This is a genomic window from Streptomyces sp. NPDC033845, assembly GCF_055576225.1.
Genome location: NZ_JBVIRI010000021.1, coordinates 86,005 through 110,298 on the forward strand (window position 1 = coordinate 86,005; position 24,294 = coordinate 110,298).

The following is a 24,294-nucleotide window of genomic DNA, read 5'->3' on the forward strand; positions in this document are numbered from 1 at the left end:
CCCCGTCGGGCCCCGGGACGAGCCCCCCGTGGGAGGCGGACTCGATGGCCGCGCAGGTGGCCGCCACCGCGGCCCGGATCGCGGCCGCCGTGGCCACCACCGCCGCCTCCGGCGAGTCCACCTCACCGCTGTACGTGCCGGGACCCGACGGCCCCTGGGAGCCGGTGGCGGAACGCCTCGACGACACCGGGCGGGCGGTGGTCTGCACGACCTGGGGCCACTGGCTCACCGCCGCCCTCCTCGACCCGGGCATCCGCCCCATGCTCGGCCACGACTGGCCGCGCTACCGCCAGACCCCGGCGGCGGCCGGCCGGCTGCGGTTCGCCGTCTCCCGGTTCGTCATGAAGCACACCGCCGCCACCGCGCTCGGCGTCCCGGTCGGCAGCGTCGACCTGGGCTACCAGCCGGGCGGCCGGCCCGTACTGCGCGGCCTCGGCGGCGAGCTGGAACTCAGCCTGACCCACACCGACGACCTGGTCGTCGTCGGCGTCAGCCGCACCGGCCCGATCGGCGTGGACGCCGAACCCGCCGACCGGGACATCTCCTTCGACCTGCTTCGCGAACACGTGTGCACCGAACCGGAGGCCGACATGCTGGCGGCCCTCCCCGAGGCGGAACGCCGGGCCCGGATGCTGCGCCTGTGGACCCTGAAGGAGGCCTACACCAAGGCCCTCGGCCACGGCCTCCGCCGCCGCTTCCCCGCCTTCGGCTTCGCCTGCGCGGGCGAGGGCCGGGTCGTGCTGGGCGTCGGCCCGGACCGCGAACTGGCCGCCGGCTGGACCTTCGACAGCCATGTGATCGAGGACCGCTACCTGGTCAGCGAAGCCCACCGGCACACCCACTGACCCCTGCGGACCTCAGACCGCGGACCGCCCGCCGCCCTCTCGGGCGACGGGCGGTGTGTGGTTTGTGGTTTGCGCTCCGGGGGTCCGGGCCCGCCGGGCCGGTCAGAGGTGGTCGTTGAGGTGGTTGTCGATGTGGGCCAGGCAGAGCTCGTAGATGTCCTCCGCGTGCGTCTGGCGCCAGCCCTCCGGCACCGGGGCGGAGGCCGGCCACAGGGCGTGGTGGCCGGTGTGGTCGGCGAGGACCACGAAGGTGCCGAACTCGTCCGCGAAGGGGTCGTCGGCCCAGGGGTCCTCCATCACGTGCAGGCTGCCGTCCTCGGTGACCCGTGCCGCGTGCCCGGTCCGCCACATCCGGGCCGTGCCCCGCGGGCCGGCCAGCGGATCGGGCAGGAAGCGCTCGCCCGTCGCGGCCGGCCGCCCCGGATAGCCCTGGGCCACCCCCACCCCCGCGATGTACAGGGAACCGATCACCCCCGGAGCCGTCGGACGCATCAGGGCGTCCAGGACATGGGCCCGGTAGCCGGGCGCCGGACGGGTCCGGCCGCCGGGGGTCTGCTCCACCAGCAGCCGCCCCTCCGGCCGCCCCACGCTCACCGTGAGCGGGGCCCGCTGCGCCCGGGCCAGCGCGACCAGCACGTCGTCGGCGGGGCCCAGCACCACCGACGCCCCCCGGGACCGCAGCCACCCCAGCACCTCGTGCGGGGCGCCGTACGCCAGTGAGGGCCCCGGCAGGTGGACCCGGGCCCCGGACACCAGGGTGCCCAGCAGGCCCAGGGCGGCCTCGGCGTCCGGATAGCCGTGCACCAGCCAGGCCGCGTCGGCGGCCGTGCCCAGACCGGCCGCGGCCAGCGGTTCGCCGCCGATCGCCACCGCGGCCACCGGGGTCCGGGGGAACGGCGAGGAGCGGTCCGGGCCCGGCCCGGCGGAGGCCAGCACCACCGGCCCGGCCGGGTCCAGCGGCCCGGTCCGGTCGGCCTGGCGCACCGGCCAGCTGCTTCCGGCCGGCAGCAGGTCCGCCGCCGGATCCCGGACCAGCCGCACCGCCCCCGGCACCGGCCCGAGCAGCCGGTCCGCCGCCTCGTCGAGGAGCAGCACCGAGGGCCGCACGGTCGGCGGCAGCCCGGCCGCCGGATCCACCGGCAGGCAGGCCGCGCCCGTCTTGGCGACGGCCAGCGCGGCCACCGCGAACCCGGTTGGCGAGGCCACCGCGGTGGCCACCGAGCCGCCCGGCCCGGCCCGGTGCCCGATCAGGGCGTGCGCCAGCAGGTCGGAGCGGGCGTCCAGCTCGGCGTAGTCCATACCGCCCAGGGCCGGCGCGTCCGGGGTACGGGCCACCTGTGCGGCGAACAGCCCCGCCGCGGTCCGGGCGGCCGGCAGCACCAGCGGCTCACCGCTCCACACTCCGCGGGACTCCGCGCCCGGCTCGCCGGGCAGCAGCCGCAGCCGGCTCAGCGCCAGGTGCGGGGCCTCGGCCGCCGCCCGCAGCAGGGCCAGCAGCCGGCCGGTCAGGACCGCCGTGGCCGCCTCGCCCAGCCCCGAGTGCTGGAACGCGGCGTCCACGGTGATGCCGGCGGGCGCCCCGGCGGCGTCCTGCCGCTCGGTCAGCGTCAGCGCCAGCGAGGCCATCGGCTGCGGCAGCAGCGGGGTCTCGGCGGACACCGTCAGCCCGGCCGCCGCGAACTCCCCGTCCGCCCGCTGCAGGACGTTCAGCGCGATTCCGCCGGGCAGCGCGAGGGCCGCGTCCGGGTCCCGGTACGCCGCCAGGTCGGCCTCCCGGACCCGTCGCAGCAGTTCGGCGAACGCGGGGTCCCCGCCGGCGTCCACGGACAGCGCCAGCACCCGCCCGTACGCCCCGACCGCTCCGCGCAGCGCCTCGTCGTCACGGGCCGGCACCGGCGCGGCCAGGGTGATGCCGGGGCCGGCCCCGAGCCGGCTGAGCAGGGCGGCGAGCGCCGCGTGTACCACCATGAACAGGGTGGCGCCGTGCTCGGCGGCCAGCCGGCTCAGCCGCAGGTGCAGCGCCGGTTCCAGGTCCAGGGCCAGGTTCCCGAAGGTGTCCGACTCGTAGCCGGAGGAACCGAACGCGCCGGGGGCCGCGGCACCGCCGGGTGCGGCGGTGGGCGCCAGGTCCCCCCACATCGCCCGCGGCGGCCCGGCCGGCGGCGGCGCCGCCCCCGCCGTCTCGGACCCTGTCGCGGCGCGCGCCCCGTACGCCCGGGCCAGCGCGGCGGCCAGGGGCTCCTGGGACCACAGGTCCACGGTGTCCCCGGGCACGGTCAGTTCGAGGAGGTGCTCCTCGTCGCCCAGACTGTGCAGCCGGGTCCCGGCCGACCCGAGCCGGCTGTTGCGCAGCGCCGCGTGCCGCCGCCCCAGGTCGCCGAGCGCCGCCTCCAGCGCCCCGGTGTCCAGCGGCCCGCTCAACCGGAGCGGCAGGACCGCGCTCTGACCGTTCGCCCGGCCCGGCCCGGTGGCCGCCACCGGCCCGTCGCCGAGCAGCGCGGCGAACCGCGCCGGGGTCGGGGCCTCCCGCAGGGCCCCGACGCCCGGGTCGGCGCCCAGGGTCTCCCGCACCCGGGACAGCAGCCGGGCCGCGGTCAGCCGGTGGCCGCCCAGCGCGAAGAAGTCGGAGTCCGCGTCAACCGCACGGCGGGGCAGCAGCAGCACCTCGGCGAACAGGTCGCGGACGATCTCCTGGACCGGGGTGCCCGGCTGCGCGCCGGTACCGCCGGTCGGCTCCCCGACTTCCGGGGCGGGCAGCGCACCGAGGTCGACCAGACCCTCGGCGTCCAGCGGCAGACCGGCCGTCCGGACCAGCACGGCCGGGGCGTACGGACCGGGCAGCCGCGGCAGCCGCTCCCGCAGGTGGCGGCGGAGCCGGACGGCGAGCGGGACGGTCTCCTCGAAGGACACCGGGACGTTGGCGAGTTCCGTGCCGGCCGCCTCCGTGTCCGCTGCCTGCGCGTCCTCGGCCTCCGCTTCCGGCGCCGCGTACACCGAGTTCAGCGGGCCGGACGGGAGCCGGGCGGGGTCGATCAGGAGCAGGTCGAGGTCCGTGTCGGCGGTCGCCGACCAGGTCGGCAGAGCCCGGTAGCCGGCCGCCTCGGCGGCCGCGCACAGCCCCTCCGGGTCCGGTACGCCCACGGGGGCGGCGGCGGAACCGGCCCCGGGCAGCCGCCCGTTGGGCACCCCGGCGATCCGCAGCACCGCCGGACGCCCGGCGCCGCGCAGCAGGTCCGTCAGGTCCCGCAGCCCGGCCAGGTCCCGGCCCCAGACCAGCCGGGGAGCCGCCGACAGGTCGGCGACCGGTTCGGCGGTGCCGAGCACCACGTCGTAGCGGTACCGCGTCAGGTCGTTGTGGTCGGCGCCCCGCTTGATCCGCAGGTCGACCGCCCGGATCGCCGGGAGCTGCCGGGCCAGCGCCGGGAACAGCTCGGGGGCCAGCAGCAGTTCGGTCTCCACCGGGGCGGCGGCTCCGGCCGCCACGCCCGCATCGGCGGCGGCCCGGCGCTCCAGCCGCAGGTGGCGCAGATCGCCCAGCAGGATCGAGCCGCCCGGGGCGAGCAGCGGCAGGGCGCGTTCCACGACGGTCCGCAGATAGTCCACGCCGGGGAAGAACTGCGCCACCGAGTGGAGGATCACCGTGTCGAAGTGACCGGCCGGCAGCCCGGTGGTGTCGTGGGCCTCCTGGCAGCGCAGCCGTACGGTGTCCCGCAGTGCCGGGTCCGCCCGGGTGTGCTCGTGGAGCGCGTCGACGGCGGAGGCGGAGAAGTCGGTGGCCCAGTACTCCTCGCAGTCCGCCGAGGCGGCCAGCGGGGCGAGCAGCAGCCCGGTACCGGCGCCGATCTCCAGGATCCGGCGGCCGCCCAGTTCGCGGACCCGGTCCAGGGTCGCGGAGCGCCAGGCGAGCAGCTCGGCGGTGTCGTGGTCCTCGGTCCAGCCGGCGAAGTTGTGCCCGAGCGGGAGGGCGCCCGCGTCGTCGTACAGGGTGTCGTGGATCTCCTTCCAGGCCCCGATCCGCTCGGCGGTCCGGCAGGCCTGCCCGGCCGGGTCGGTCTGCGCGGCCTGCACGGCCTGGTCGGTCTGGTCGGTCGGGCCGACACGGTCGGTGCCGCCGGTACCGGTGTCCGCCGCCGGGCCGGCCGGGACCACGTGGGCCACCAGGCGGTGCCCGCCGCCCGGGGTGCCGTACGCGGTGACGGCCGCCTCGGCCACCGCCGGGTGCCCGGCCAGGACGGACTCGATCGCGCCGAGGTCCGTCGGGACACCGGAGAGCCGGAGCCGCCGGTCCAGCCGGCCGGCGAGCTCGATCTCGCCGTCGGCGCGCAGCCGCACCAGGTCGCCGGTGCGGAACAGCCGACCGCCCTGCCCGGTGAAGCGGTCCTCGACGAACCGCCGCGCGGTGGCGTCGGGCCGGCCGAGGTAGCCGTCGGCCAGGCCCGGGCCGCCCAGCAGGAGTTCGCCGGTGCCGCCGGGGGTGGTGGGGGTGCCGTCACCGGCGACCACCACGGCGACCGTGCCGCCCTGCGGACGGCCGACGGGCAGCACCGCCTCGACCGGCCCGGGGTCCGCCGACGGGTCCCGCACCTCGTGCCAGAGGGCGGGGCCGGCGGTCTCGGGCCGCCCGTACGCGTGCAGCAGCCGTCGCGGCGGGCCCGCCCGGAACACCTCCCGGACCAGGGCGGGATCGGCGGACCCGCCGCCGACCAGCAGGGTGCGCAGCGGGGCGAAGGCGCCGGGCCGTTCCCGGGCGATCCGGCGGAACGGCGCGGCGGGCAGGCCGAGCACCGAGACGCCCTGTTCGGCGAGGGCCCGTTCGAGGCGGGCCGGGTCGGCCACCGTCGCCGGCGGCAGGCAGACCAGCCGGGCGCCGGCGGTGAGCGCGGACCACACCTCGAAGGCCAGCAGGCCGGAACCGGGCCCGGCGGTCTGCGCCACCACGTCCTCGGGGCACAGCCGGACCGGACTGCCGGAGCGGACCAGGGAGAGCAGCGCACGGTGCGGGACGACCACCCCGTCCGCCGTGTCCCCCGGCGGGTAGTGGACGTACGCGGCCTCCTCGGGTCCGGCGGCCGACGGCCCGCCCGCACCCACGGGCATGTCCGTATCCGCATCCGTGCCGTTGGCGGTGGTGGTGCCTGTGGTGGTGCCCGTGCCGGTGGCGGTGCGGTCCAGGATGAGGAGGGCGGCTCCCTGTCCCGCGAAATCGGTCACCAGGGCCTCGGTGGTCACGACCGCGCGCGCGGAGGCCTCGCGCACGATCCGGCGGCGCTGCCCGGTCGGCCGCTCCGGGTCCAGGGCCACGTACGCCGCTCCGGTCCGTACGATCGCGAGCAGGGCGGTGATCAGGCCGGGGCCGTTGGGCAATGCGGTCACCACCCGGTCCCCGGGGCCGACGCCCCGGGCTCTGAAGCGCTCCGCGAGCCGGTGTGCGGCCCGGTCCAACTCCCCGTAGCCGAGCGAGATACCAGCACCGCCGGTGGCCGGGTCGGCCGGCTGGAGGACGGCTACCGCCTCGGGCCGCGCCAGGGCGTGCTGCTCGATCAGGCCGGAAAGTGACATCTGGGCTCGCTCCTTCGGTGCGGGGCACGGGGCTTGGGGCTGGCAACTCGGGACTGCGGGACTGCTGAGCTACGGGGCTGCGGGGCTTCGGGGCCGCGGAATCGGGCGGCGTGGGGGTTACGGCCAGCCGATCTTGTTGGTGGCCGGGGGCACCACCGGGTCGGCACCCGAGCCGGCACCCGGGTCGGCCGGCGCGGTCGGGCTGGTGGGCGGGGCGACCGGCCAGCCGATCTGCGGGCCGCCCTCCGCGGAGGCGACACCGCCGGCGGTGAGGACGGCGGCACCGACGAGGGCGGCGGTGGCGATGACGCGGGCGATGTTCTTCATGATTCCTCCGTGGCAACTGTGTGATCCGGCTTGGCAATTCCTCTGCCAAGAGATTGGCAATACCCGCTCGGGATCCGCTGGGACTTCGATCGAGAACCACTGGAAATGCCCACCAGAGCCAGTCGGAACCCTCTCCCGCAACCCCTCTGACCTGCGAAAATCTAATGTCTGCGAGATCGGGAAAAAGTCTTGCCAAAGATTGCCAAGACCCCGTCCCGGGCCCTTTCGGGTCCACCGTTCCTTGAGCGTGAATTGAGTGGGCGTTGCCAATCTGGCACAGAGCTTGGCAACGTATTGCCATCCACGTTGGCAATATCCGGTACAGGGGAGGTCCCCGCAATGAACGCGAACACGTCCCACCAGGGAGGAACGGCCAACCTGGACACTGCCGGCACCGGCCGGATGACCGAGGCCGTGCGCACCGTCCTCGCGGAGTGCACCGTCCGCGACGACCGCTTCGGGTCCTACGCACTGGCCGAACACCTCGGCGAGCTCCTGCACTCGGGGATCCACCGGCGGCTCGGCACCCTGCTGGGCGTGCCCGCCGACGACACCTTCCTCTTCACCGGCGCGGCCGACGCCTTCGACGCCTTCGTCTCCGCGCTCCCCGTCGGGCGCGGCGACCGGGTCTGGACCACCCCGCACGAGGGCGTGGCCCATCTGACCACCCTGTTCGCCCTCCGCGACCGCACCCGCTGCGCCCTGGAGGTGGTCCCGCTGAGGGAGGACGGCGAACTGGACCTCGACTGGATGCGGGACCACCTCGACGACGGTGTCGCGCTGGTCTCGGTGGCCCAGGTCTCCTCGGTCTGCGGCACCGTCAACCCGGTCGAGGAGGTCGGCCGGCTGCTCGCCGGGCACCGGGCGCGGTACGCGGTGGACGCCTCGTACGCGGTCGGTCAACTGCCCGTGGACGCCGTCCGGATCGGCTGCGACCTGCTCACCGCCGACGGCTGGCGGTTCCTCGGCGGCCCGGACGGGGTGGGTTTCGCCTACGCGGCCCCCGGCCTGGGGGACCCGCTCGACGCCCCCGAACCGCAGCCGGCGGCCGTCGCCGCCCTGGACGCGGCTCTGGCCGGGCGGGAGACCGCCGGACCCGGAACGGCGTACGAGGGCCTGCTCGCCGGACTGCGCGGCGCGGCCGAGGAGGCCCCGGGGATCGAACTGGTCCCGGCGGGCGGGCGACGCTCGGGGATCCTGTCCTTCCGGCACCCGGAGGTCCCGGCCGGGCTGATCCGGCGCGGGCTGGCCCGGCGCGGCGTACTGGTCCGCAAGTCCGTCTCCCAGGAGGTTCCGCTGCACCCGGCGGGCCGGGCCAACTCGGTCCGCGCCTCGGTGGACGAGGCCAGCACCGGCGAGGACATCGCCCGCTTCGGGACGGCGCTGTGGGAAGTGCTCCGCGAGGAGACCCAGGGCCGCCGCCCCGCCCGCCGGGCCATGGCCCTGGCGATGGGCTTCGCGGCCGGCTACCCCTCCGGCTCCGCCGCGGCCGCCGCCACCGCCGCCCACCTCGACCGCCCCGCCCGCCACCTCTCCCTGGTCCCGCACCGCCCCTGACCGGTACTGACGGCCTCAAAGACTCGCTCAAGCTTTCGCCTGCGGGCGGGACAGAGGGGCCGGGCGAGGTGGCACGATCCGCGCCTGGGGATGCAACCGACACGACCGCACGGGCCACCCTGCTCTGCACGGCAGCCCTGGCCTGCCTGGCCCACGCCCTCCTCCTCCACGGCCGCACCACCCCCACCGGCCGGTAGCCGGCCCGGCAGGATCCGAAGGGGAGGCGGTCTAGGCGCGGCCGTGGAGGACGAGGGTCCAGGACAGGCAGGCCAGGGCCGCGGTGAAGAGGACGGCGCGCCAGGTGTTGGCGCGTACCCAGCGGGGCTCGAAGGCCTGGCGGACCCGGGTCGCGGTGGCGTCGTCCATCCGGTCCGGGGGACCGGCCGCCTCCAGGGCGTTGTTGAGGGGGATGTTGACCCGGGCGGTCAGTGCAATGGCCAGGGCCACCGCCGCGAAGGCGCCGATCAGCGGGGGCAGTGCGTCCCGGCCCCCGCCGGAGGGCAGGTGCAGGCCCAGCGCCAGTCCGGTGAACAGCAGCGAGCCGAGATAGCCGAGCAGGAACCAGCCGTTGAGGATGGCCGTGTTGATCCGCTGCATGGTCTCGATCAGGGTCCGGTCCCCGGACCGCTTGAGTCCCGGCATCACGGAGACGGAGAACCCGTAGAAGAGCCCGCTCATCCACCCCGAGGTGACCGTCGCGGCGATGAGCGAGGCAAGTCGTGCCGTGTCCACGCGGGTCCTCCCCGGAGCGGGCTTGATCGAGTCGGTCGATCATAGGTGCGGGAGCCGGCCGGGTGGCCGGATGGCGGTCCCCGGCCGGGAACACGGCCGGAGGCGGTTCGTCCGGTATTCGCCCGATGGGGTGGGCGAGGGCCCGTTGCCCGCGCGCGGTACTCTCCGGCTGGGCCGACAGGACACTCAACCCGCACCCAACCTCCCGGAGGAATGCACCGTGAAGGAACCGCAGGGCGTGCGCGAGGCGACCGGGACGACCGGAGCCACCGGCGCGAGCGACCGGCTCGAAGCACTGCGCGCCGAGACCGAGCGCCGCAACCCGGCCCAGCCGGAGTTCCACCAGGCGGTACGGGAGGTCCTGGAGACCCTGGCCCCGGTGTTCGCCGTACGGCCCGAACTCGCCGAGCCCGGCCTGCTGGAACGCATCGTCGAGCCCGAGCGCCAGATCATCTTCCGGGTGCCCTGGCAGGACGACCGCGGCCGGGTGCACGTCAACCGCGGCTACCGGGTGGAGTTCAACAGCGCCCTCGGCCCGTACAAGGGCGGTCTGCGCTTCCACCCCTCCGTGGACATCGGCGTGGTCAAGTTCCTCGGTTTCGAGCAGATCTTCAAGAACGCGCTGACCGGCCTCGGCATCGGCGGCGGCAAGGGCGGCAGCGACTTCGACCCGCACGGCCGCTCGGACAACGAGGTGATGCGGTTCTGCCAGTCCTTCATGACCGAGCTGTACCGGCACATCGGCGAGCACACGGACGTGCCGGCCGGTGACATCGGCGTCGGCGGCCGGGAGATCGGCTACCTCTTCGGCCAGTACCGCCGCATCACCAACCGCTGGGAGGCCGGGGTCCTCACCGGCAAGGGCCAGGGCTGGGGCGGCTCCGCGATCCGCCCGGAGGCCACCGGCTACGGCAGCGTGCTGTTCGCCGCCGAGATGCTGGCCGTCCGCGGCGCCGCCCTCGACGGCCTCACCGCAGTGGTATCCGGCTCCGGGAACGTCGCCCTGCACACCATCGAGAAGCTCCAGCAGCTGGGCGCCAACCCGCTGACGGCCTCCGACTCGCAGGGTTACGTGGTCGACGACAAGGGCATCGACCTGGCGCTCCTGCGGCAGATCAAGGAGGTCGAGCGCGGCCGGATCTCCGAGTACGCGGCCCGCCGCGGCTCCTCCGCCCGCTACGTGGCGGGCGGCAGCGTCTGGGACGTCCCGGCCGAGGCCGCCTTCCCCTCCGCGACCCAGAACGAGCTCGGCGAGCGGGACGCGCTCACCCTGGTCCGCAACGGGGTCCGCGCCGTGTCGGAGGGCGCCAACATGCCCACCACCCCCGAGGCGGTCCGGGTGCTCCAGGAGGCCGGGGTCGCCTTCGGCCCGGGCAAGGCGGCGAACGCGGGCGGGGTGGCCGTCAGCGCCCTGGAGATGAGCCAGAACGCCGCCCGCACCGCCTGGACCCCGGAACGGGTCGAGGCGGAACTGACCGAGATCATGCGCTCCATCCACGCCGTGTCCCACGAGACGGCCGAACGCTACGGCGCCCCCGGCGACTACGTCACCGGAGCCAACATCGCCGGCTTCGAGCGGGTCGCCGACGCCATGCTGGCCCAGGGCCTGATCTGACCCGGCGGCGGCCGGCCGGGCCCCCCGGGTCCCGGCCGGCCGCCCATTTCGACACCCATACACGCGGGAGGTGGCGCCGTGCTCGGCGCGCTCGACGGGAAGTTCGGCGACCGCGCGGACGCCGTCACGGTGGCGGGACAGGACAGCTCCTACGAGGAACTGCTCGGCGCGGCCCGCGCCGTCGCCGCCGAAGTGGCCGGCGCGCCCTCCTTCGCCGTGACCGCGACGGCCTCCCTGGACACCGTCGCGGCGGTGGTCGGCGGGCTGCTCGCCGGCGTACCGGTGGTGCCGCTGCCGCCCGACTCCGGGCCCGCCGAACGCGGACACATCCTCCGCGACTCCGGCGCCCGCGAGCTCACCGTGGACTTCGCCCGCCGCACCGCCCGGCTGGCCCCCGCCGACGCCACCGCCCCCGCCGACGCCACCGCCTCCGCCACCGCCCCCGCGCCGGGGTCCGGGGCCGCGCTGATCCTCTACACCTCCGGCACCACCGGCCCGCCCAAGGGCGTGGTTCTCACCGCCGAAGCGCTCGCCGCCGACCTCGACGCTCTCGCCGGCGCCTGGGACTGGACCCCCGACGACACCCTGGTCCACGGACTCCCGCTGTTCCACGTCCACGGCCTGGTCCTCGGAGTGCTCGGCGCGCTCCGCACCGGAAGCCGCCTCGTCCACACCGGCCGCCCCACCCCGGCCGGCTACGCCGAGGCCGCGGCCGCCGGCGGCAGCCTCTACTTCGGGGTGCCCACCGTCTGGACCCGGATCGCCCGGGACCCGGCCGCCGCCACCGCCCTGACCGGCGCCCGCCTGCTGGTCTCCGGCAGCGCCCCGCTCCCCACCCCCGTCTCGTACGAGCTGGAACGGCTCACCGGGCACCGGCCCGTGGAGCGGTACGGGATGACCGAGACCCTGATCACCGTCAGCGGCCGGGCCGGCACCCTCCCCGAACCCGGGACCGTCGGCACCCCGCTCCCCGGCATCCGCACCCGGATCGCCGCCGAACCGGGCGCCGAGATCGGCGAACTCCAGCTCACCGGACCCACCCTGTTCGCCGGCTATCTGAACAACCCGGAGGCCACCGCCGCCTCCTACACCGAGGACGGCTGGTTCCGCACCGGGGACATCGCCACCGTCGACCCCGACACCGGGATCCACCGGATCGTCGGCCGCGCCTCCATCGACCTCATCAAATCGGGTGGCTACCGGATCGGCGCGGGCGAGATCGAGAACGTGCTCCTCGACCACCCGGGAGTCCACGAGGCCGCCGTGGTCGGCGTCCCGGACGCCGACCTCGGACAGCGCATCGTCGCCTTCGTCGTCGCCGAGGGGGTCACCGGACCCGAGCTCACCGAGTTCGTCGCCGCCCGGCTGTCCGTCCACAAACGCCCCCGCGAGGTCCACTTCCGCACCGAACTGCCCCGCAACGCCATGGGCAAGCCCCAGAAGAAGCTCCTGCTCACCGGCCACGAATCCGGCCACGAAGCCGGCTGAGCAGCCGGACGGGCGGACGGACGGACGGGGGGACGGGGTGGACGGGCTGTCAGGCCAGCGTCTGGACGATCTCGCTTCGCCCGGCGCCATGGCGGACCCGGGCGAGCGCACCGTTCACCAGCGGCAGGTACGGCGGCACGTGCCCGCACTCCACGTCCGCGATCAGCGGCACGCCCAGCCCGCCCAACGCGTCCAGCACCGCCCCGTCCTGGGACAGCGACGGCGAGTCCGGGGCCGTGGCCCGGCCCACCAGGACCGCGTTCGCCGAGTCGAAGAAACCGGCCAGCCGCATCCCGTGCAGGTTCCGGCAGATGGTGTACGCGTCGTCCCCGCAGGCCTCCACGTAGACGACCAGGCCCTCGGGGGCGTACTCCCGGGCGAAACCCGGGACGTCCGCGAAACGGCTCCCGGCGACGTTGACCAGCGTCTCGACGCAGCCGCCGATCAGCCGGCCCTCGACCTCCACCGGACCGTCGCCGTCCAGCCGCCGCCAGCCGCCCGTGCCGTCCAGCCGCAGCTCGCTCACCCCGGGGTCGGCCACGTAGTCGTCCCAGCCGCCCGCCCGGTACCGGCCCGGCGGCACCTGCGCGAACCGGCTGCCGGGCCCGAGCAGCACCACGTCCAGCCAGGACAGCAGCCCCTCCGGGGTCCGGTACGGGGTGTCCATCAGGTTGTTGCCGTGCAGGGTCGCCCACCCGGTCATCACCGTCAGCGGGGTCATCACCGTCGACATGTCGGAGAACCCCACCAGCCAGGTCGGCTCCGACGCCCGCAGCCGCTCCCAGTCCAGCAGCGGCAGCAGGTCGATCGCGGTCTCCCCGCCCCACGGCGGCACCACGGCCCGGATCCCCGGATCCGTCAGCATCCGCATCAGCTCCGCCGCCCGGTCGGCCGCCGGGGCGCTGACGTGCCCGGAGCCGTCCATGCAGTCGCCGAGCTCCACCTCGTACCCGTGCGCCGTCACCGTCTTCACGGCCGCGTCCAGGCGGGCGCGCAGCACCTCCGGGACACCCGAGGAGGGGGAGGTGACGCCTATGCGGTCGCCCGGGCGCAGCGGACGGGGGAATCGGATGTTCATGCGGGCACTCTCGCACGGGCTTGCCCGACCCGTCACACCCATTGAACAGTGGCGCCATGACACCGAACGAGCTGCTCAAGGCCTTCGCCCGGACCCGCGCCTCGCTGGACGGCACCGAGGTCACCGTCCACTGGACCGGGGACGTCTGGGCCTTCGGACCGGACGAGCCGTACCGCAGGCTCTTCGGGTTCGAGGGCGTCAACGTCTCCCGGCTCACCGAACACGGCGAGGGATACCGGCTGCTGGCGCGCGAGGCGGCCTTCTACCTCGACCCCGTCAGCCGCGACATCCTGGAGACCTGGGAGGGCAAGGAGGTCGTGCACGTCTGGAACGACCCGGCCAACCAGACCCTGCGCCCGTTCCCGGTCCCCACCACCGATCTCGGCGACCAGGTCTGCTTCAGCCTGGAGATCCCGCTGGCCTACCCCTCCCCGCTGCCGGTGGACCGCTTCCCCGCCAACTCCGGCGACGACACCTACCGGGCCCTGGAACTCTTCCAGTTCTTCGCCCCCGCCGGGGTGCTGGCCGAGGACGCGCCGCCGAGCGTGCCGGCCACCCTGTCCTGGACCCGGATGTCGCCCTGGCTGCCCTGGATGGAACAGGGGTCCCGGCCCGGCGGCCTGACCTTCCACTGCCGCGGCCGCAAGCTCGGCTCGTACGAGGAGGTGCCGGAGCGGACCCGGGCGTACGTGGCCGCCCGGCACCCGGAGTTCGCCCGGGCCCCGGAGGACTGGAGCGAGCCCAACGAGACCAGTTGGACCTACTTCCGGAGGCTGGCCGGGTCCTGACCGCCGGCGCGCGAACCCGCCCCGACCGAGGCTGGCGCGGCGGGTCCCGCTCATCTTAAAATAAAGGTCATTCTTTTTATCTGAGAGCGGGACAGGGGCTGCACACCCATGGCGGAACCGGCACGGCCGAAGCAGGACCGGGCAATGCGCACCCGAGAGTTACTGCTGCGGGCCGCGGCGGAGGTGTTCGAGGAGAAGGGCTTCGCCGGCACCAGCATCAACAAGGTCCTGGAGCGGGCGGGCCTCACCGCGGGCTCGGTGTACTTCCACTTCCGGTCCAAGGAGGGCCTGGCCCGCGCGGTCATCCAGGAACACGCCGGCGAGCTGCGCTTCCCGGTGGGACCGCGCGGACCGGGCGGACTGGGCCGCCTGATCGACATGACCCTCCACCTGGCCGCCGAGATGCAGCGGAACGTGCTGCTGCGCGCCGGGGTGAAACTGGCCGTCGAGCAGGGCGAGTCCGGGCACCGGGAGTTCGCAGTCCACGAATGGTGGACCGACCGGTTCCGGCAGGAGCTCCGGGTGGCCCGGGAGCAGGGCCAGCTGCTGCCCGAGGTGGACGAGGAGGAGTTCGCCCGGGTACTGGTCGAGTCGTACACCGGCACCCAGATCATGTCCCGGATCTCCTACGGGCACGGGGACCTGCCCGAACGGATCGCGGTCCTGTGGCGCTACCTGCTGCCCGGCATCGCCACCGAACAGGCCCGCGCCGAACTCGGCCGCACCGGGCTCGACCGCGCCGACCTCACCCGCACCGAGCTCGTCCAAACGCTTTGACACCGCCCCCACCAGGGGGTTCTCATCCTCGGATGAACGACTTCAGCATCGGCCCGGTGCGCGCCGGGGACGAGGACGCGCTGCGCGACTGGCAGTACGTCCACAACCTGATCATCCCCGCGGACCCGCTCTCCCTGGAGCAGGTCCGGGAACGCTCCGGCCGCAACCATCTGGACCTCGCCCGCCTCGACGGGGTCCTGGTGGGCTGCTCCACCGTCCGGCCGCCCGCCGAGGACCCCACCACGGCCACCGTGATCGCCCGGATCCTCCCCGGCCACCGCCGCCAGGGTCTCGGCGCCCGGCTCTTCGCCCACACCCTCGACAAGGCCCGTGCCCTCGGCGCCACCACCGTCGAGACCGTCGTCCTCGGCTCCAACGAGGACGGCCTCCACTTCGCCCTGGCCCACGGCTTCACCGAAACCGAGCGCTACCTGCTGGAGCCCTCCGACACCGTCCCCTGGCACACCCTGTCCCGCCCCCTGTGACCGGGCGGCCGCGGGCCGTGGCGGGCCCGGGGGAAAACGTCTGGGCAGCGGGGGACCGGCAGGGCTACGTTCACCGCATGGATCACTCGGCCGAAGCCACCACCACCGATCGACGGGCCCTCATCGCGGCGGGGATCACCGTCGCCCTGTGGGCCTCCGCGTTCGTCTCCATCCGCTCCGCCGCCGAACACTACGGCCCCGGCGCGCTCGCCCTCGGCCGGCTGCTGACCGCCTCCCTCGCCCTGGGCCTGGTCCTGCTCGTCAAGCGGGTCCCGTTGCCGCCCCGCCAGGCCTGGCCCGGGATCCTCGTCTCCGGACTGCTCTGGTTCGGGCTGTACAACGTGGCCCTGAACTGGGGCGAACAGCTCGTGGACGCCGGCACCGCCGCCATGATCGTGAACATCGGCCCGATCGTGATCGCCGTACTCGGCGGCTGGCTCCTGAAGGAGGGCTTCCCGCCCGCCCTGCTCACCGGCATGGGCGTCTCCTTCGTCGGCGCGATCGTGGTCGGACTGTCCACCTCCCAGGGCGACTCCTCCTCCCTCGGCGGAGTCCTCCTCTGCCTGGTCGCCGCCCTCACCTACGGGGCCGGAGTGGTCGCGCAGAAGCCCGCGCTGCGCCATGCCAGCCCGCTCCAGGTGACCGCGTACAGCTGCTTCGTCGGCACCCTCGCCACCCTGCCCTTCGTCGGACAGCTCGCCTCGGACCTCCCCGACGCACCCCTGTCGGCCACCCTGAACATGGTCTACCTGGGCCTCTTCCCGACCGCCCTGGCCTTCACCACCTGGACGTACGCGCTGTCCCGGACCACCGCCGGCAAGATGGGCGCCACCACCTACGCGGTGCCCGCCGTCGTGGTGCTGATCGCCTGGGCCACCCTGGGCGAGGTCCCCGGCTGGCTGACCCTGCTCGGCGGCGCGATCTGCCTCGCCGGCGTCGGGGTCTCCCGCCGCCGTCCGGCTTCCGCCCGGCCCGCGGACGGCCCTCCGGTAAGATCATCCACATGACGACCGGGTCGGCCACGCGCCACACACGAGACGGGCACCCGGCCATGGCGTGACCCCCGGCCGGGCCCGAGGCCCGCCACCCTCTCCGCGAACCAGCGAACCAGCGAACCAGCGACCCGCGACCCGCGACCGCGATTCGGCAGGCCCCGTACCGGGGCCCGCGACCCCCTCCGGAGAGGAAACCCGTATGACCGGCATTCCCGGCACCACCCGCACGCCCGCCCACGCCCCCGCCCGCACCCCGGCCGTCCGGCTCGACCACACCGTCGTACACGCCACGGACCGGGAGCTGTCCGCACAGTTCATCGCCGCCGTCCTCGGCCTGGAAGTCGGCGCCCCCTTCGGCCCGTTCCTGCCCGTGGACCTCGGCAACGGGGTGACCCTCGACTACTACCGGCTGTCCGAGGAACCGATCCAGTCCCAGCACTACGCCTTCCTCGTCCCCGAGGAGGGCTTCGACGGCATGGTCTCCCGGCTGGAAGCCCTCGGGGTCACCTACTACGCCGACCCCCAGCACACCGAACCGGGCCGCACCAACAGCCTCTTCGGCGGCCGCGGCGCCTACTTCGCCGACCCCGACGGACACAACATGGAGATCATCACCCGGCCCTACGCCCGCCCGTAGGCGGCGGGTGCGGGTGCGGGGGGCAGACCGCTGATCTAGCGTCGGAAGGGGAGGGAACGCGGATCCGGCTCACCCAGGTCCCGGGCCGCACCACGATCCCGGAAGCAGGTGCGTCCATGCGCACGTCGACCCGTATCGCAAGCGTCCTCAGCGGTCTGACCCTCGCACTCGGCGGAGTGGCCCTCGCGGCCCCCGCCGCCCACGCGGACGTCACGGCCTGCATCAACCAGGTCGAGCGGGAGCTGAGGGGCGGCGAGGCCCCGGACTCCATCCGCATGGCCTGTTACGTCGGGCTCACCGGAGACCACGCACAGTGCACCAGCGGACTCACCGCCAGCGGGGTCACCGCCGGAACCGCCAAGTCCGCCTGCGACGTCGCCCCCGACTAGCGGACATCCCCGAGGGCGGAGCCGCACGGGCGCACACGCCGCGCGCGCCACCCCGCCCGCCGGTCCTCCCCGGAGCTACCGTCGGCCCCATGGACGCCCACAGCGAGGACGAGGACCGGCGGCGCGGCTGGCGCCCATCCCTGCTCGGCGGGGCGGTGTTCGCCACCTGCATGGCGGGCACCACCCTCCCGACCCCCCTCTACGGCCTCTACCAGCAGGAGTTCGGGTTCTCCGAACTCACCGTGACCGTGGTGTACGCCGTGTACGCCTTCGCGGTCATCGGCATGCTGCTCCTCGCGGGCAACGCCTCCGACACCGTCGGCCGCCGCCCCGTGCTCTTCTGGGGCCTGGCCTTCGCGGCCGCCAGCGCCGTCTGCTTCCTCGCCGCCACCGCCCTCGGCTGGCTCTACGCGGGCCGGCTGATGTCCGGTGTCTCCGCCGGACTGGTCACCGGCGCCGCCACCGCCTACGTCCTGGACCTCGGCCCCAGGAACGGCGACGGCGACGGACCCGCCCCGGCCGTCGTCCTCATCGCCACCGCCGCCAACATGGGCGGCCTCGGCTGCGGACCCCTGCTGGCCGGGCTGCTCGCCCAGTACGCCCCCGACCCCCTCGTGCTGCCCTTCGCCGTGCACCTCGTCCTGGTCGCGGCCGCCGCCGCGGTCCTGCTCCGGCTGCCGGAGACCGTCCGTGACCCCCGCCCCTTCAGCGCCGTACGCCCCCAGCGCCCGGCGCTGCCCGCCCAGGTCCGCTCGGTCTTCGGCCCGGCCGCCCTCGCCTCCTTCGGCGGGTTCGCGCTGTTCGGGGTCTTCACCGCCGTCAGCCCGGCCTTCCTCGCCGACTCCCTGCACATCGACAACCACGCCCTCAGCGGCTCCGTGGTCGCCCTCGCCTTCTTCGCCTCCACCGCCGGCCAGATCGCGGCCGGCCGCGCCGACGCCCCCCGCCCGGGCCGTACCGGCGGCCCCCGGTCCCTCCCCCTCGGCTGCGGCTTCCTGCTGGCCGGTCTCGCCCTGCTCGCCGGCGCCCTGCACTGGGACCAGCTCGCCCTGGTCATCGCCAGCGCGCTGGTGGGCGGCTTCGGCCAGGGCCTCGCCTTCCGGGGCGCCCTCACCGCCGTCGCCGCCGCCTCCCCCGCCGCGCAGCGCGCCGCCGTCATCTCGACCCTGTTCATCGTGGCCTACACCGGGATCTCGCTCCCGGTGATCGGAGTCGGGCTGCTCACCGCCCCGCTCGGCCTGGACGGCGCCGGTCTGGTCTTCATCGGCTGCATGGCCGTCCTGATCGGCGCCGCGCTCGGCTACCTCCTCACCCGCCGCCCCGCTCCGGCCGGCCCCGCCCGGCCGTGACGGGCCGACCGGGCGGCGGCCGCCCTGGTCAGTCGGGCAGGCCGTCGACCGTCGGGACCACCACCGCGAACAGGTCCCCGATCGTGGTGAGCGCGGCGGTGTGCAGCGCGGCGGCGGCCACCACGGATCCGTCCGGCGCGGTCAGCGCCCGGGTGGCGGTGGCCTCGGCGACCACGGTCGGCCGGTAGCCGCGGTTGAAGGCGCCCTGGGCGGTGTAGTTGACGCACATGTGGGTCATCAGCCCGGCCAGGACCAGGTGCTTCCCGCTGCCCGCACCGGCCCCGAGGCCGTCCAGGGTCTTCTCCAGCTCGGTGAGGTGGAAGGAGTCGGGGAAGGACTTCACCACCACCGGCTCCCCGTCCAGCGGGGCGACCTCGGGGCTGATGGCGCCGCTCGCGCCCCGGATGTCGTACGCGCTGCCCTCGCCGCCGTCGTTCTGCACATGGACGACGGGGATCCCGGCGGCCCGGGCCCGTTCCAGCAGCCGGCGTCCGGCGGCGAGGGCCTCCTCGACTCCTTCGAGGGCCATCACCCCGCCGCGGTAGGTCTCCTGGAAGTCGATGAGGATCAGGACGGACTCGCTCAGCCGGGCCGGCTCGCCGCCCAGGCCGAAGACCTCGCGGAGCGTGGCGGAAGACTGGTTCGTGCTCATGGGAAAAACACCTCTCGTCAGGGATGGGGGCATGCCGGGGGGACCCCCGCACGCCATCTGCGCGTTCAGAAGGATTCAGTGACCGTGTGTCACCTGTGTCACCTGTGTCAGGTGAGGCCGGTGCGGAAGCGGCGCCGGTAGGCGGCCGGACTGATGGAGAGCTGCCGCCGGAAGGCCCGGTGCAGGGTCTCCACCGATCCCAGCCCGGCCGCCCCCGCCACCTGGGCGAGGGGATCGTCGGTGCCCTCCAGCAGCCGCCGGGCCACCTCGACCCGGGCCGCCTCCACGTACGCGGCCGCGCCGGAGCCCGTCTCCTGCTTGAACACCCGGGCGAAATGCCGTTCGCTCAGGCACATCCGGGCCGCCAGCACCTCCGCGGACAGGTCCTCGTGGAGATGGTCCGCGATCCACAGCCGCAGCTCGTCGATGTCACGGCGGGTGGACGCCGGGCGGCTGAGCGGTACGGAGAACTGGCTCTGCCCGCCCTGCCGCTTCAGGTACATCACCAGGTTGCGGGCCACCGCCAGGGCCACTTCCTCGCCCTGGTCCTCGGCCACCAGGGCCAGTGCCAGATCCAGACAGGCACTGATCCCGGCCCCCGTCCACAACCGCCCCCGATCGGCGCGGACGAAGATCGGATCCGGATCAACGGTGATCTCCGGGTGGTCGCCGGCCAGCTGGGCGGCGGTCGACCAGTGGGTGGTCGCCGTCTTCCCCTCCAGCAGCCCGGCCGCCGCCAGCAGATGGGCGCCCACGCACACCGAGGCCACCCGGCGGGCGTGCGGCGCGGTCTCCTTCACCCACGCCACCACCCCCTCGTCGATCCGGGCCCGCGGCCCGTTCCCGGTCGGCTCCACGGCCCCCGGCACCAGCAGGGTGTCCACCTGCCGGCCGACCTCCGCGAACGACAGGTCGGTCACCAGCCGGACCCCCGCCGAGGTCCGCACCACCCCTCCCTCCGGCCCGGCCAGGCTCACCTCGTACCCGGCCCGGCCGCCCGTCTGCAGGTTGGCCAGGGAGAAGACCTCGGCCGGACCGGTGACGTCGAGGAGGTCGACATCGGGGAAGACCGCGATGACGACCCGGTGGGAGAGGGGCATGACCCCATCCTCCCCAGCCCCCGCGATGGCCGCAATGACAGCCATCTGTCACATCCGGACACCGCGCCCGGAGATCACATCCGGGAGCCGGGGCCAAGCGCGTCCTGATCCGGCATACCGCTACGAATGGGTACTGTCGAGCCCGCCCGCGCAGGAGCCCTCCTGGTGGCAGGAAGCGGCAGAGAGCGCAGAGAGAGGTACCGGCATGCCCAAGGCCCATCTGGTCGGGAGCGGGATCGCCTCGCTCGCCGCGGCGGCACTCCTGATCCGCGAGGGCGGCTTCGACGGCCGGGACATCGTCATCCTGGAGGAACAGGACCGCGAGGGCGGCAGCCTGGACGCCGCCGGCTCCCCCGAGACCGGCTACACCATGCGCGGCGGCCGCATGTTCGAGATCCACTTCGAGTGCACCTACGACCTCCTCCGGTCGATCCCCTCCCTGGACGACCCCGCCAGGTCCGTCACCGAGGACACCTTCGCCTTCCACGAGGACTTCGCCTGGGACGACCACGCCCGCCTCGTCGACGGCGAGGGCCGGATCGTCGACGCCCACGCGATGACCTTCTCCGAACGGGACCGCCTGGAACTCGTCAAGATCCTCGCCACCCCGGAGCGCCTGCTCGACGGCAAACGCATCACCGACTGCTTCGGCGAGGAGTTCTTCACCACCAACTTCTGGTGGATGTGGTGCACCACCTTCGCCTTCGAACCGTGGCACAGCGCCATCGAGTTCCGCCGCTACCTCAACCGGTTCGTCCACCTCTTCAAGACCTTCGACACCATGTCGGGGATCTACCGCACCCGCTTCAACCAGTACGACTCCATCGTCCGCCCGCTCCTGGAATGGCTCACCGGGCAGGGCGTGACCGTACGGCTCGGCACCCGGGTCACCGACCTCCGGCTCGCCGCCGGCGAGGCCCTCACCGTGGAAGCCCTCCACTGGGAGCACGACGGGCGGACCGGCGAGACCCCGGTGGGCCCCGGGGACCTCGTGATGGTCACCAACGGCTCGATGACCGCCGACTCCACCCTCGGCGACACCCGCACCGCCCCGGTCCTCGACACCTCGCGCTCCGCCGGTTCCTGGGCCCTGTGGGAGACCCTCGCCGCCAAACGGCCCGGACTCGGCAACCCTTCCGTCTTCCACGGCTCGGTACGGGACTCGACCTGGGAATCCTTCACCGTCACCACCAAGGACCCGACCTTCTTCAAACTGATGCAGGAGTTCAGCGGCAGCGAGGCCGGCAAGGGCGGCCTGATCACCTTCAAGGACTCCGCCTGGCTCCTCACCATCGTCCTCAACCACCAGCCGCACTTCCGCGACCAGCCCGAGGACACCTTCGTCTGGTGGGGCTACGCCCTCTTCCCCGACCGCGAGGGCGACTTCGTCCGCAAGCCCATGGACCGGTGCACCGGCCGGGAGATCCTGGAAGAGGTCCTGGGCCACCTGCGGTTCGAGCAGCCCGAGCAGATCCTCGAAGGATCGACCGTCATCCCCGCCCTGATGCCCTACATCACCAGCCAGTTCCTGGTGCGTTCGGCCGGGGACCGCCCCCAGGTCGTCCCCGAGGGCTCGACCAACCTGGCCTTCATCGGCCAGTACGCGGAGGTCCCCGACGACGTGGTCTTCACCGTCGAGTACTCCGTCCGCACCGCGTGGACCGCGGTGGCCGGACTCCTCGGCCTCGGCCCGGACCACCGGCCGCCGCCCGTCTACAAGGGGCAGCACGACCCCAGGGTGCTCGTCGACGCCCTCCGGACCCTGCACCGCCGCTGACCGCACCACGGCCGCGCGCCAACCGGAGCGCACCGGGCGCGGCCGCCCGTCGGCCGGTTCACGGGTGGCCGCGGCCGGTCGGCTCCGCCGAGCGCCGCGGCTCGCGCTCCAGGACCCCGGCCGCCGTCTCCTCCAGCCGGCGCACGTACCGTGCGGCCAGCCGCTCCGCGAAGCCCGGCGCCCGCCCCGTCACCCCCGGATGCAAACGGTCCTGCCCCACGGCCAGCGCCCAGGCGGCCGAGGCGGGCCGGGCGATCGCCCTCTGCGCCCGCGCCGCGAACCGCGCCCCGCCCACCGGGCAGACCGCCGCCACCGCGCGCAGCGCCCCGGCACCGAGCGCCGCCGATGACGCCCCGTGCGCGTAGACGGGGTTCAGACGCGTCGCGGCATCGCCCAGCACCACGAAACCGGCGGGCATCCGGGCCGCCTCGAAGTGCCGGCGCCGGTTGGCCGTACGGGCGGACACGGTCACCTCGCCGACCGGCTCGGCCCGGGCCAGGAACTCGGCGGCCAGCGGATGCCGCACGCCCCGCGCGAACTCCTCGAACAACTCCCGCCGCCCGACCGCCTGCCCGTCCGGATGTCCGTGCGCGTACCCGTCCGGATCTCCGTAGGCGGACCCGTCCGCCTGCCCGTCCGGATGTCCGTACACGGGGCCCGACAGGCTGACGTTCCACTGCCCGCCCTCGACCGGGACCACGGTCGCCACCCGCCCCGGCACCCCCGACCGGGCATCCGCCCGGACGTGCACCACCGGCCCCGCCGGCCAGTCCCGCCCGGCCCCCGCGGGGGCCCGGTAGCGGCGGCTGGCGTGGAGCACCCCCGCGTCGACCACGGTCTCCCGGATCCATGGCCCACCGATCTCTTCCAGCCACCGAGGGGCCCGGGACGCACGGCCGCCGGCATCCACCACCAGCACCGCCTCCACCACCTCCGGCCGGCCCTCCGGGTCCAGCACCCGCACCCCGCGGACCCGGCCCCGGTCGCCCAGCAGACCCACCGCCCGCACCCCGGTCCGCACCCGTACGTTCGGCAGGGCCAGTACCCCCGCCCGCACCCCCCGGTCGATCAGGTCCCGGCTCGCCCCGATCACGTACCGGGTCCCGGCCCGCCGCCGGTACCAGCCCGAGGGCGCGTGCCCGAGCATCCCGTCCGGGACCGCCATCCGGTGCGCCCCGGCTTCCGACCAGGTCCGGAGCGTGCCCGGGAGCAGTTCCTCGACGGCTTCGGCACCGCCCGACCACAGCAGGTGCGCGTGGGCGGCCCGGGGCGGCCGGGGGGCCGTAGGCGAGGGCGGGAGCCCGTCCCGTTCGAGGAGCAGCACCTCCGGTACGTACGGCGCGAGGGCGGCCGCGGCCAGCGCGCCCGCGAGTCCGCCGCCGAGGACCACGGCGCGGGAAGCCCCGCCGGTCCGCCCGGCCGTCGGGTGCCGCTCGGCGCCGACGCGGGCGGACGGGGCCCGGGAGGGCCCGTCGGAGGGTGCATTCTCAGCCATGCGCCAATGATCGTCGGTTCGGTGGCCCGGGTACACCGGAAAGTCGTCACGCGACCGCCCGCCGCCCTTGGACGATGCTCCGGCCGGTCTGCCGGTCTGCCGGTCTGCCGGTCTGCCGGTCTGCCGGCGTGTGGTCTCTGCGAAGCTGGCCGCTGACCGCCCCGATCGAACCGAAGGACGCAGCGAGCGATGAACCCGACCGAAGGCCGGCGCGTACGCCTGGCGACGGAGACCACCCTGATCGAAGCGGAGGACAGCCCCTTCGGCGGGTCCCTGTCGCTGGCGGCGGGCACCGGGGGGACCGTCGAGCGGGTGGTGGTGGACGACCACCAGCCGGAGGCGGTCCGTGAGTACGAGCGCCTGAAGTCCCTCCTCGACTCCTACGGGCACACCATGCCCGCGGAATCCAGGAAGCAGCTGGAGGAGCGGGTGGCCGCGCTGGAACCGGAATGGACCGACCACCGGAACCGGGGCCCCGCCGTCACGGTCCGGGTCCGCCTGGACAACGGCCTCGTCCTCGACGGAACCCGCGCCGACCTGTTCACGGACGCATAGGGGCGCTCACCCTGGGTGAGTTCGGGGGGTGGTGGGGGTGAGGCGTCCCATAGGAGCCAGATCACATACGGGGTGGGGTAGTAGGCCGGGTGGC

Annotated in this window: 21 protein-coding genes; 14 read left to right on the forward strand and 7 right to left on the reverse strand. The window is 74.6% G+C overall.

Annotated features, from left to right (window positions below):
• Nucleotides 1-44 precede the first annotated feature (44 nt).
• On the forward strand, nucleotides 45-845 hold the full coding sequence (locus ACZ50K_RS31385) for a 4'-phosphopantetheinyl transferase family protein (RefSeq protein ID WP_468909293.1): 801 nt from the start codon (nucleotides 45-47) through the stop codon (nucleotides 843-845).
• Between the two features lie 102 nt (nucleotides 846-947).
• On the opposite strand, the gene ACZ50K_RS31390 is transcribed toward ACZ50K_RS31385, so the two are convergent.
• Nucleotides 948-6,404, reverse strand: coding sequence for an AMP-binding protein (locus ACZ50K_RS31390; protein WP_468909295.1), 5,457 nt, complete (start codon nucleotides 6,402-6,404; stop codon nucleotides 948-950).
• A gap of 117 nt (nucleotides 6,405-6,521) precedes the next feature.
• On the reverse strand, nucleotides 6,522-6,731 hold the full coding sequence (locus ACZ50K_RS31395) for a hypothetical protein (RefSeq protein ID WP_468909297.1): 210 nt from the start codon (nucleotides 6,729-6,731) through the stop codon (nucleotides 6,522-6,524).
• Between the two features lie 339 nt (nucleotides 6,732-7,070).
• Here ACZ50K_RS31395 and ACZ50K_RS31400 point away from each other — a divergent pair, with 339 nt between their 5' ends.
• A complete protein-coding gene (locus ACZ50K_RS31400) occupies nucleotides 7,071-8,288 on the forward strand; it encodes an aminotransferase class V-fold PLP-dependent enzyme (RefSeq protein ID WP_468909300.1) in 1,218 nt (405 codons plus the stop codon).
• A gap of 68 nt (nucleotides 8,289-8,356) precedes the next feature.
• The gene (locus tag ACZ50K_RS31405) at nucleotides 8,357-8,485 is read left to right on the forward strand and encodes a hypothetical protein (RefSeq protein WP_468909303.1); all 129 of its coding nucleotides are present in this window, start codon (nucleotides 8,357-8,359) and stop codon (nucleotides 8,483-8,485) included.
• Nucleotides 8,486-8,516: 31 nt separating this feature from the next.
• On the opposite strand, the gene ACZ50K_RS31410 is transcribed toward ACZ50K_RS31405, so the two are convergent.
• Nucleotides 8,517-9,020 (reverse strand): anthrone oxygenase family protein, encoded by a 504-nt coding sequence (locus tag ACZ50K_RS31410; RefSeq protein WP_468909305.1) that lies wholly within the window; start codon nucleotides 9,018-9,020, stop codon nucleotides 8,517-8,519.
• A gap of 238 nt (nucleotides 9,021-9,258) precedes the next feature.
• Here ACZ50K_RS31410 and gdhA point away from each other — a divergent pair, with 238 nt between their 5' ends.
• Together gdhA and ACZ50K_RS31420 are read left to right on the forward strand one after the other, a co-directional pair.
• Nucleotides 9,259-10,635, forward strand: coding sequence for an NADP-specific glutamate dehydrogenase (gene gdhA, locus ACZ50K_RS31415; RefSeq protein WP_468909352.1), 1,377 nt, complete (start codon nucleotides 9,259-9,261; stop codon nucleotides 10,633-10,635).
• 78 nt (nucleotides 10,636-10,713) lie between these two features.
• Entirely contained in the window at nucleotides 10,714-12,123 is a 1,410-nt protein-coding gene (locus tag ACZ50K_RS31420) for an AMP-binding protein (protein WP_468909308.1), read from the forward strand.
• Between the two features lie 49 nt (nucleotides 12,124-12,172).
• On the opposite strand, the gene ACZ50K_RS31425 is transcribed toward ACZ50K_RS31420, so the two are convergent.
• Nucleotides 12,173-13,201, reverse strand: a complete 1,029-nt coding sequence (locus ACZ50K_RS31425; protein WP_468909310.1) for a S66 family peptidase — start codon at nucleotides 13,199-13,201, stop codon at nucleotides 12,173-12,175.
• 56 nt (nucleotides 13,202-13,257) lie between these two features.
• Here ACZ50K_RS31425 and ACZ50K_RS31430 point away from each other — a divergent pair, with 56 nt between their 5' ends.
• The 7 genes from ACZ50K_RS31430 (at nucleotide 13,258) to ACZ50K_RS31460 (ending at nucleotide 18,621) form a co-directional block, all read left to right on the forward strand.
• Entirely contained in the window at nucleotides 13,258-13,989 is a 732-nt protein-coding gene (locus tag ACZ50K_RS31430; protein WP_468909313.1) for a DUF1838 family protein, read from the forward strand.
• Between the two features lie 144 nt (nucleotides 13,990-14,133).
• Nucleotides 14,134-14,766 (forward strand): ScbR family autoregulator-binding transcription factor, encoded by a 633-nt coding sequence (locus ACZ50K_RS31435; RefSeq protein ID WP_468909316.1) that lies wholly within the window; start codon nucleotides 14,134-14,136, stop codon nucleotides 14,764-14,766.
• Nucleotides 14,767-14,798: 32 nt separating this feature from the next.
• A complete protein-coding gene (locus tag ACZ50K_RS31440; protein ID WP_468909317.1) occupies nucleotides 14,799-15,251 on the forward strand; it encodes a GNAT family N-acetyltransferase in 453 nt (150 codons plus the stop codon).
• A 77-nt stretch (nucleotides 15,252-15,328) separates the two neighbouring features.
• Complete coding sequence (locus ACZ50K_RS31445) at nucleotides 15,329-16,258, forward strand: DMT family transporter (protein ID WP_468909319.1); 930 nt, start codon at nucleotides 15,329-15,331, stop codon at nucleotides 16,256-16,258.
• A gap of 187 nt (nucleotides 16,259-16,445) precedes the next feature.
• Nucleotides 16,446-16,883: a VOC family protein gene (locus ACZ50K_RS31450; protein ID WP_468909320.1), complete on the forward strand. Its 438-nt coding sequence runs from the start codon at nucleotides 16,446-16,448 to the stop codon at nucleotides 16,881-16,883.
• Nucleotides 16,884-16,999: 116 nt separating this feature from the next.
• Nucleotides 17,000-17,272: a hypothetical protein gene (locus ACZ50K_RS31455; RefSeq protein ID WP_468909322.1), complete on the forward strand. Its 273-nt coding sequence runs from the start codon at nucleotides 17,000-17,002 to the stop codon at nucleotides 17,270-17,272.
• A gap of 89 nt (nucleotides 17,273-17,361) precedes the next feature.
• A complete protein-coding gene (locus ACZ50K_RS31460; RefSeq protein ID WP_468909325.1) occupies nucleotides 17,362-18,621 on the forward strand; it encodes an MFS transporter in 1,260 nt (419 codons plus the stop codon).
• A 28-nt stretch (nucleotides 18,622-18,649) separates the two neighbouring features.
• Here the strand turns inward: ACZ50K_RS31460 and ACZ50K_RS31465 are convergent, their stop codons facing one another.
• Nucleotides 18,650-19,273, reverse strand: a complete 624-nt coding sequence (locus ACZ50K_RS31465; RefSeq protein ID WP_468909327.1) for a cysteine hydrolase family protein — start codon at nucleotides 19,271-19,273, stop codon at nucleotides 18,650-18,652.
• A gap of 107 nt (nucleotides 19,274-19,380) precedes the next feature.
• Nucleotides 19,381-20,373: a GlxA family transcriptional regulator gene (locus ACZ50K_RS31470; RefSeq protein ID WP_468909330.1), complete on the reverse strand. Its 993-nt coding sequence runs from the start codon at nucleotides 20,371-20,373 to the stop codon at nucleotides 19,381-19,383.
• 205 nt (nucleotides 20,374-20,578) lie between these two features.
• Here ACZ50K_RS31470 and ACZ50K_RS31475 point away from each other — a divergent pair, with 205 nt between their 5' ends.
• Nucleotides 20,579-22,150, forward strand: coding sequence for an oleate hydratase (locus ACZ50K_RS31475; protein WP_468909333.1), 1,572 nt, complete (start codon nucleotides 20,579-20,581; stop codon nucleotides 22,148-22,150).
• Between the two features lie 58 nt (nucleotides 22,151-22,208).
• On the opposite strand, the gene ACZ50K_RS31480 is transcribed toward ACZ50K_RS31475, so the two are convergent.
• Nucleotides 22,209-23,645, reverse strand: coding sequence for an NAD(P)/FAD-dependent oxidoreductase (locus ACZ50K_RS31480; RefSeq protein ID WP_468909335.1), 1,437 nt, complete (start codon nucleotides 23,643-23,645; stop codon nucleotides 22,209-22,211).
• Nucleotides 23,646-23,834: 189 nt separating this feature from the next.
• Between ACZ50K_RS31480 and ACZ50K_RS31485 the strand changes: the two genes are divergently transcribed.
• Nucleotides 23,835-24,200, forward strand: coding sequence for a hypothetical protein (locus tag ACZ50K_RS31485; RefSeq protein WP_468909338.1), 366 nt, complete (start codon nucleotides 23,835-23,837; stop codon nucleotides 24,198-24,200).
• The last annotated feature ends 94 nt before the right edge of the window (nucleotides 24,201-24,294 follow it).

What these genes read in the sequence shown, in the direction of transcription:
- ACZ50K_RS31385 (WP_468909293.1), top strand. Translation starts at nt 45, where the DNA reads ATGGCCGCGCAGGTGGCCGCCACCGCGGCCCGGATCGCGGCCGCCGTG.
- ACZ50K_RS31390 (WP_468909295.1), bottom strand. Translation starts at nt 6,404, where the DNA reads ATGTCACTTTCCGGCCTGATCGAGCAGCACGCCCTGGCGCGGCCCGAG.
- ACZ50K_RS31395 (WP_468909297.1), bottom strand. Translation starts at nt 6,731, where the DNA reads ATGAAGAACATCGCCCGCGTCATCGCCACCGCCGCCCTCGTCGGTGCC.
- ACZ50K_RS31400 (WP_468909300.1), top strand. Translation starts at nt 7,071, where the DNA reads ATGAACGCGAACACGTCCCACCAGGGAGGAACGGCCAACCTGGACACT.
- ACZ50K_RS31425 (WP_468909310.1), bottom strand. Translation starts at nt 13,201, where the DNA reads ATGAACATCCGATTCCCCCGTCCGCTGCGCCCGGGCGACCGCATAGGC.
- ACZ50K_RS31430 (WP_468909313.1), top strand. Translation starts at nt 13,258, where the DNA reads ATGACACCGAACGAGCTGCTCAAGGCCTTCGCCCGGACCCGCGCCTCG.
- ACZ50K_RS31435 (WP_468909316.1), top strand. Translation starts at nt 14,134, where the DNA reads ATGCGCACCCGAGAGTTACTGCTGCGGGCCGCGGCGGAGGTGTTCGAG.
- ACZ50K_RS31440 (WP_468909317.1), top strand. Translation starts at nt 14,799, where the DNA reads ATGAACGACTTCAGCATCGGCCCGGTGCGCGCCGGGGACGAGGACGCG.
- ACZ50K_RS31445 (WP_468909319.1), top strand. Translation starts at nt 15,329, where the DNA reads ATGGATCACTCGGCCGAAGCCACCACCACCGATCGACGGGCCCTCATC.
- ACZ50K_RS31450 (WP_468909320.1), top strand. Translation starts at nt 16,446, where the DNA reads ATGACCGGCATTCCCGGCACCACCCGCACGCCCGCCCACGCCCCCGCC.
- ACZ50K_RS31455 (WP_468909322.1), top strand. Translation starts at nt 17,000, where the DNA reads ATGCGCACGTCGACCCGTATCGCAAGCGTCCTCAGCGGTCTGACCCTC.
- ACZ50K_RS31460 (WP_468909325.1), top strand. Translation starts at nt 17,362, where the DNA reads ATGGACGCCCACAGCGAGGACGAGGACCGGCGGCGCGGCTGGCGCCCA.
- ACZ50K_RS31465 (WP_468909327.1), bottom strand. Translation starts at nt 19,273, where the DNA reads ATGAGCACGAACCAGTCTTCCGCCACGCTCCGCGAGGTCTTCGGCCTG.
- ACZ50K_RS31470 (WP_468909330.1), bottom strand. Translation starts at nt 20,373, where the DNA reads ATGCCCCTCTCCCACCGGGTCGTCATCGCGGTCTTCCCCGATGTCGAC.
- ACZ50K_RS31475 (WP_468909333.1), top strand. Translation starts at nt 20,579, where the DNA reads ATGCCCAAGGCCCATCTGGTCGGGAGCGGGATCGCCTCGCTCGCCGCG.
- ACZ50K_RS31480 (WP_468909335.1), bottom strand. Translation starts at nt 23,645, where the DNA reads ATGGCTGAGAATGCACCCTCCGACGGGCCCTCCCGGGCCCCGTCCGCC.
- ACZ50K_RS31485 (WP_468909338.1), top strand. Translation starts at nt 23,835, where the DNA reads ATGAACCCGACCGAAGGCCGGCGCGTACGCCTGGCGACGGAGACCACC.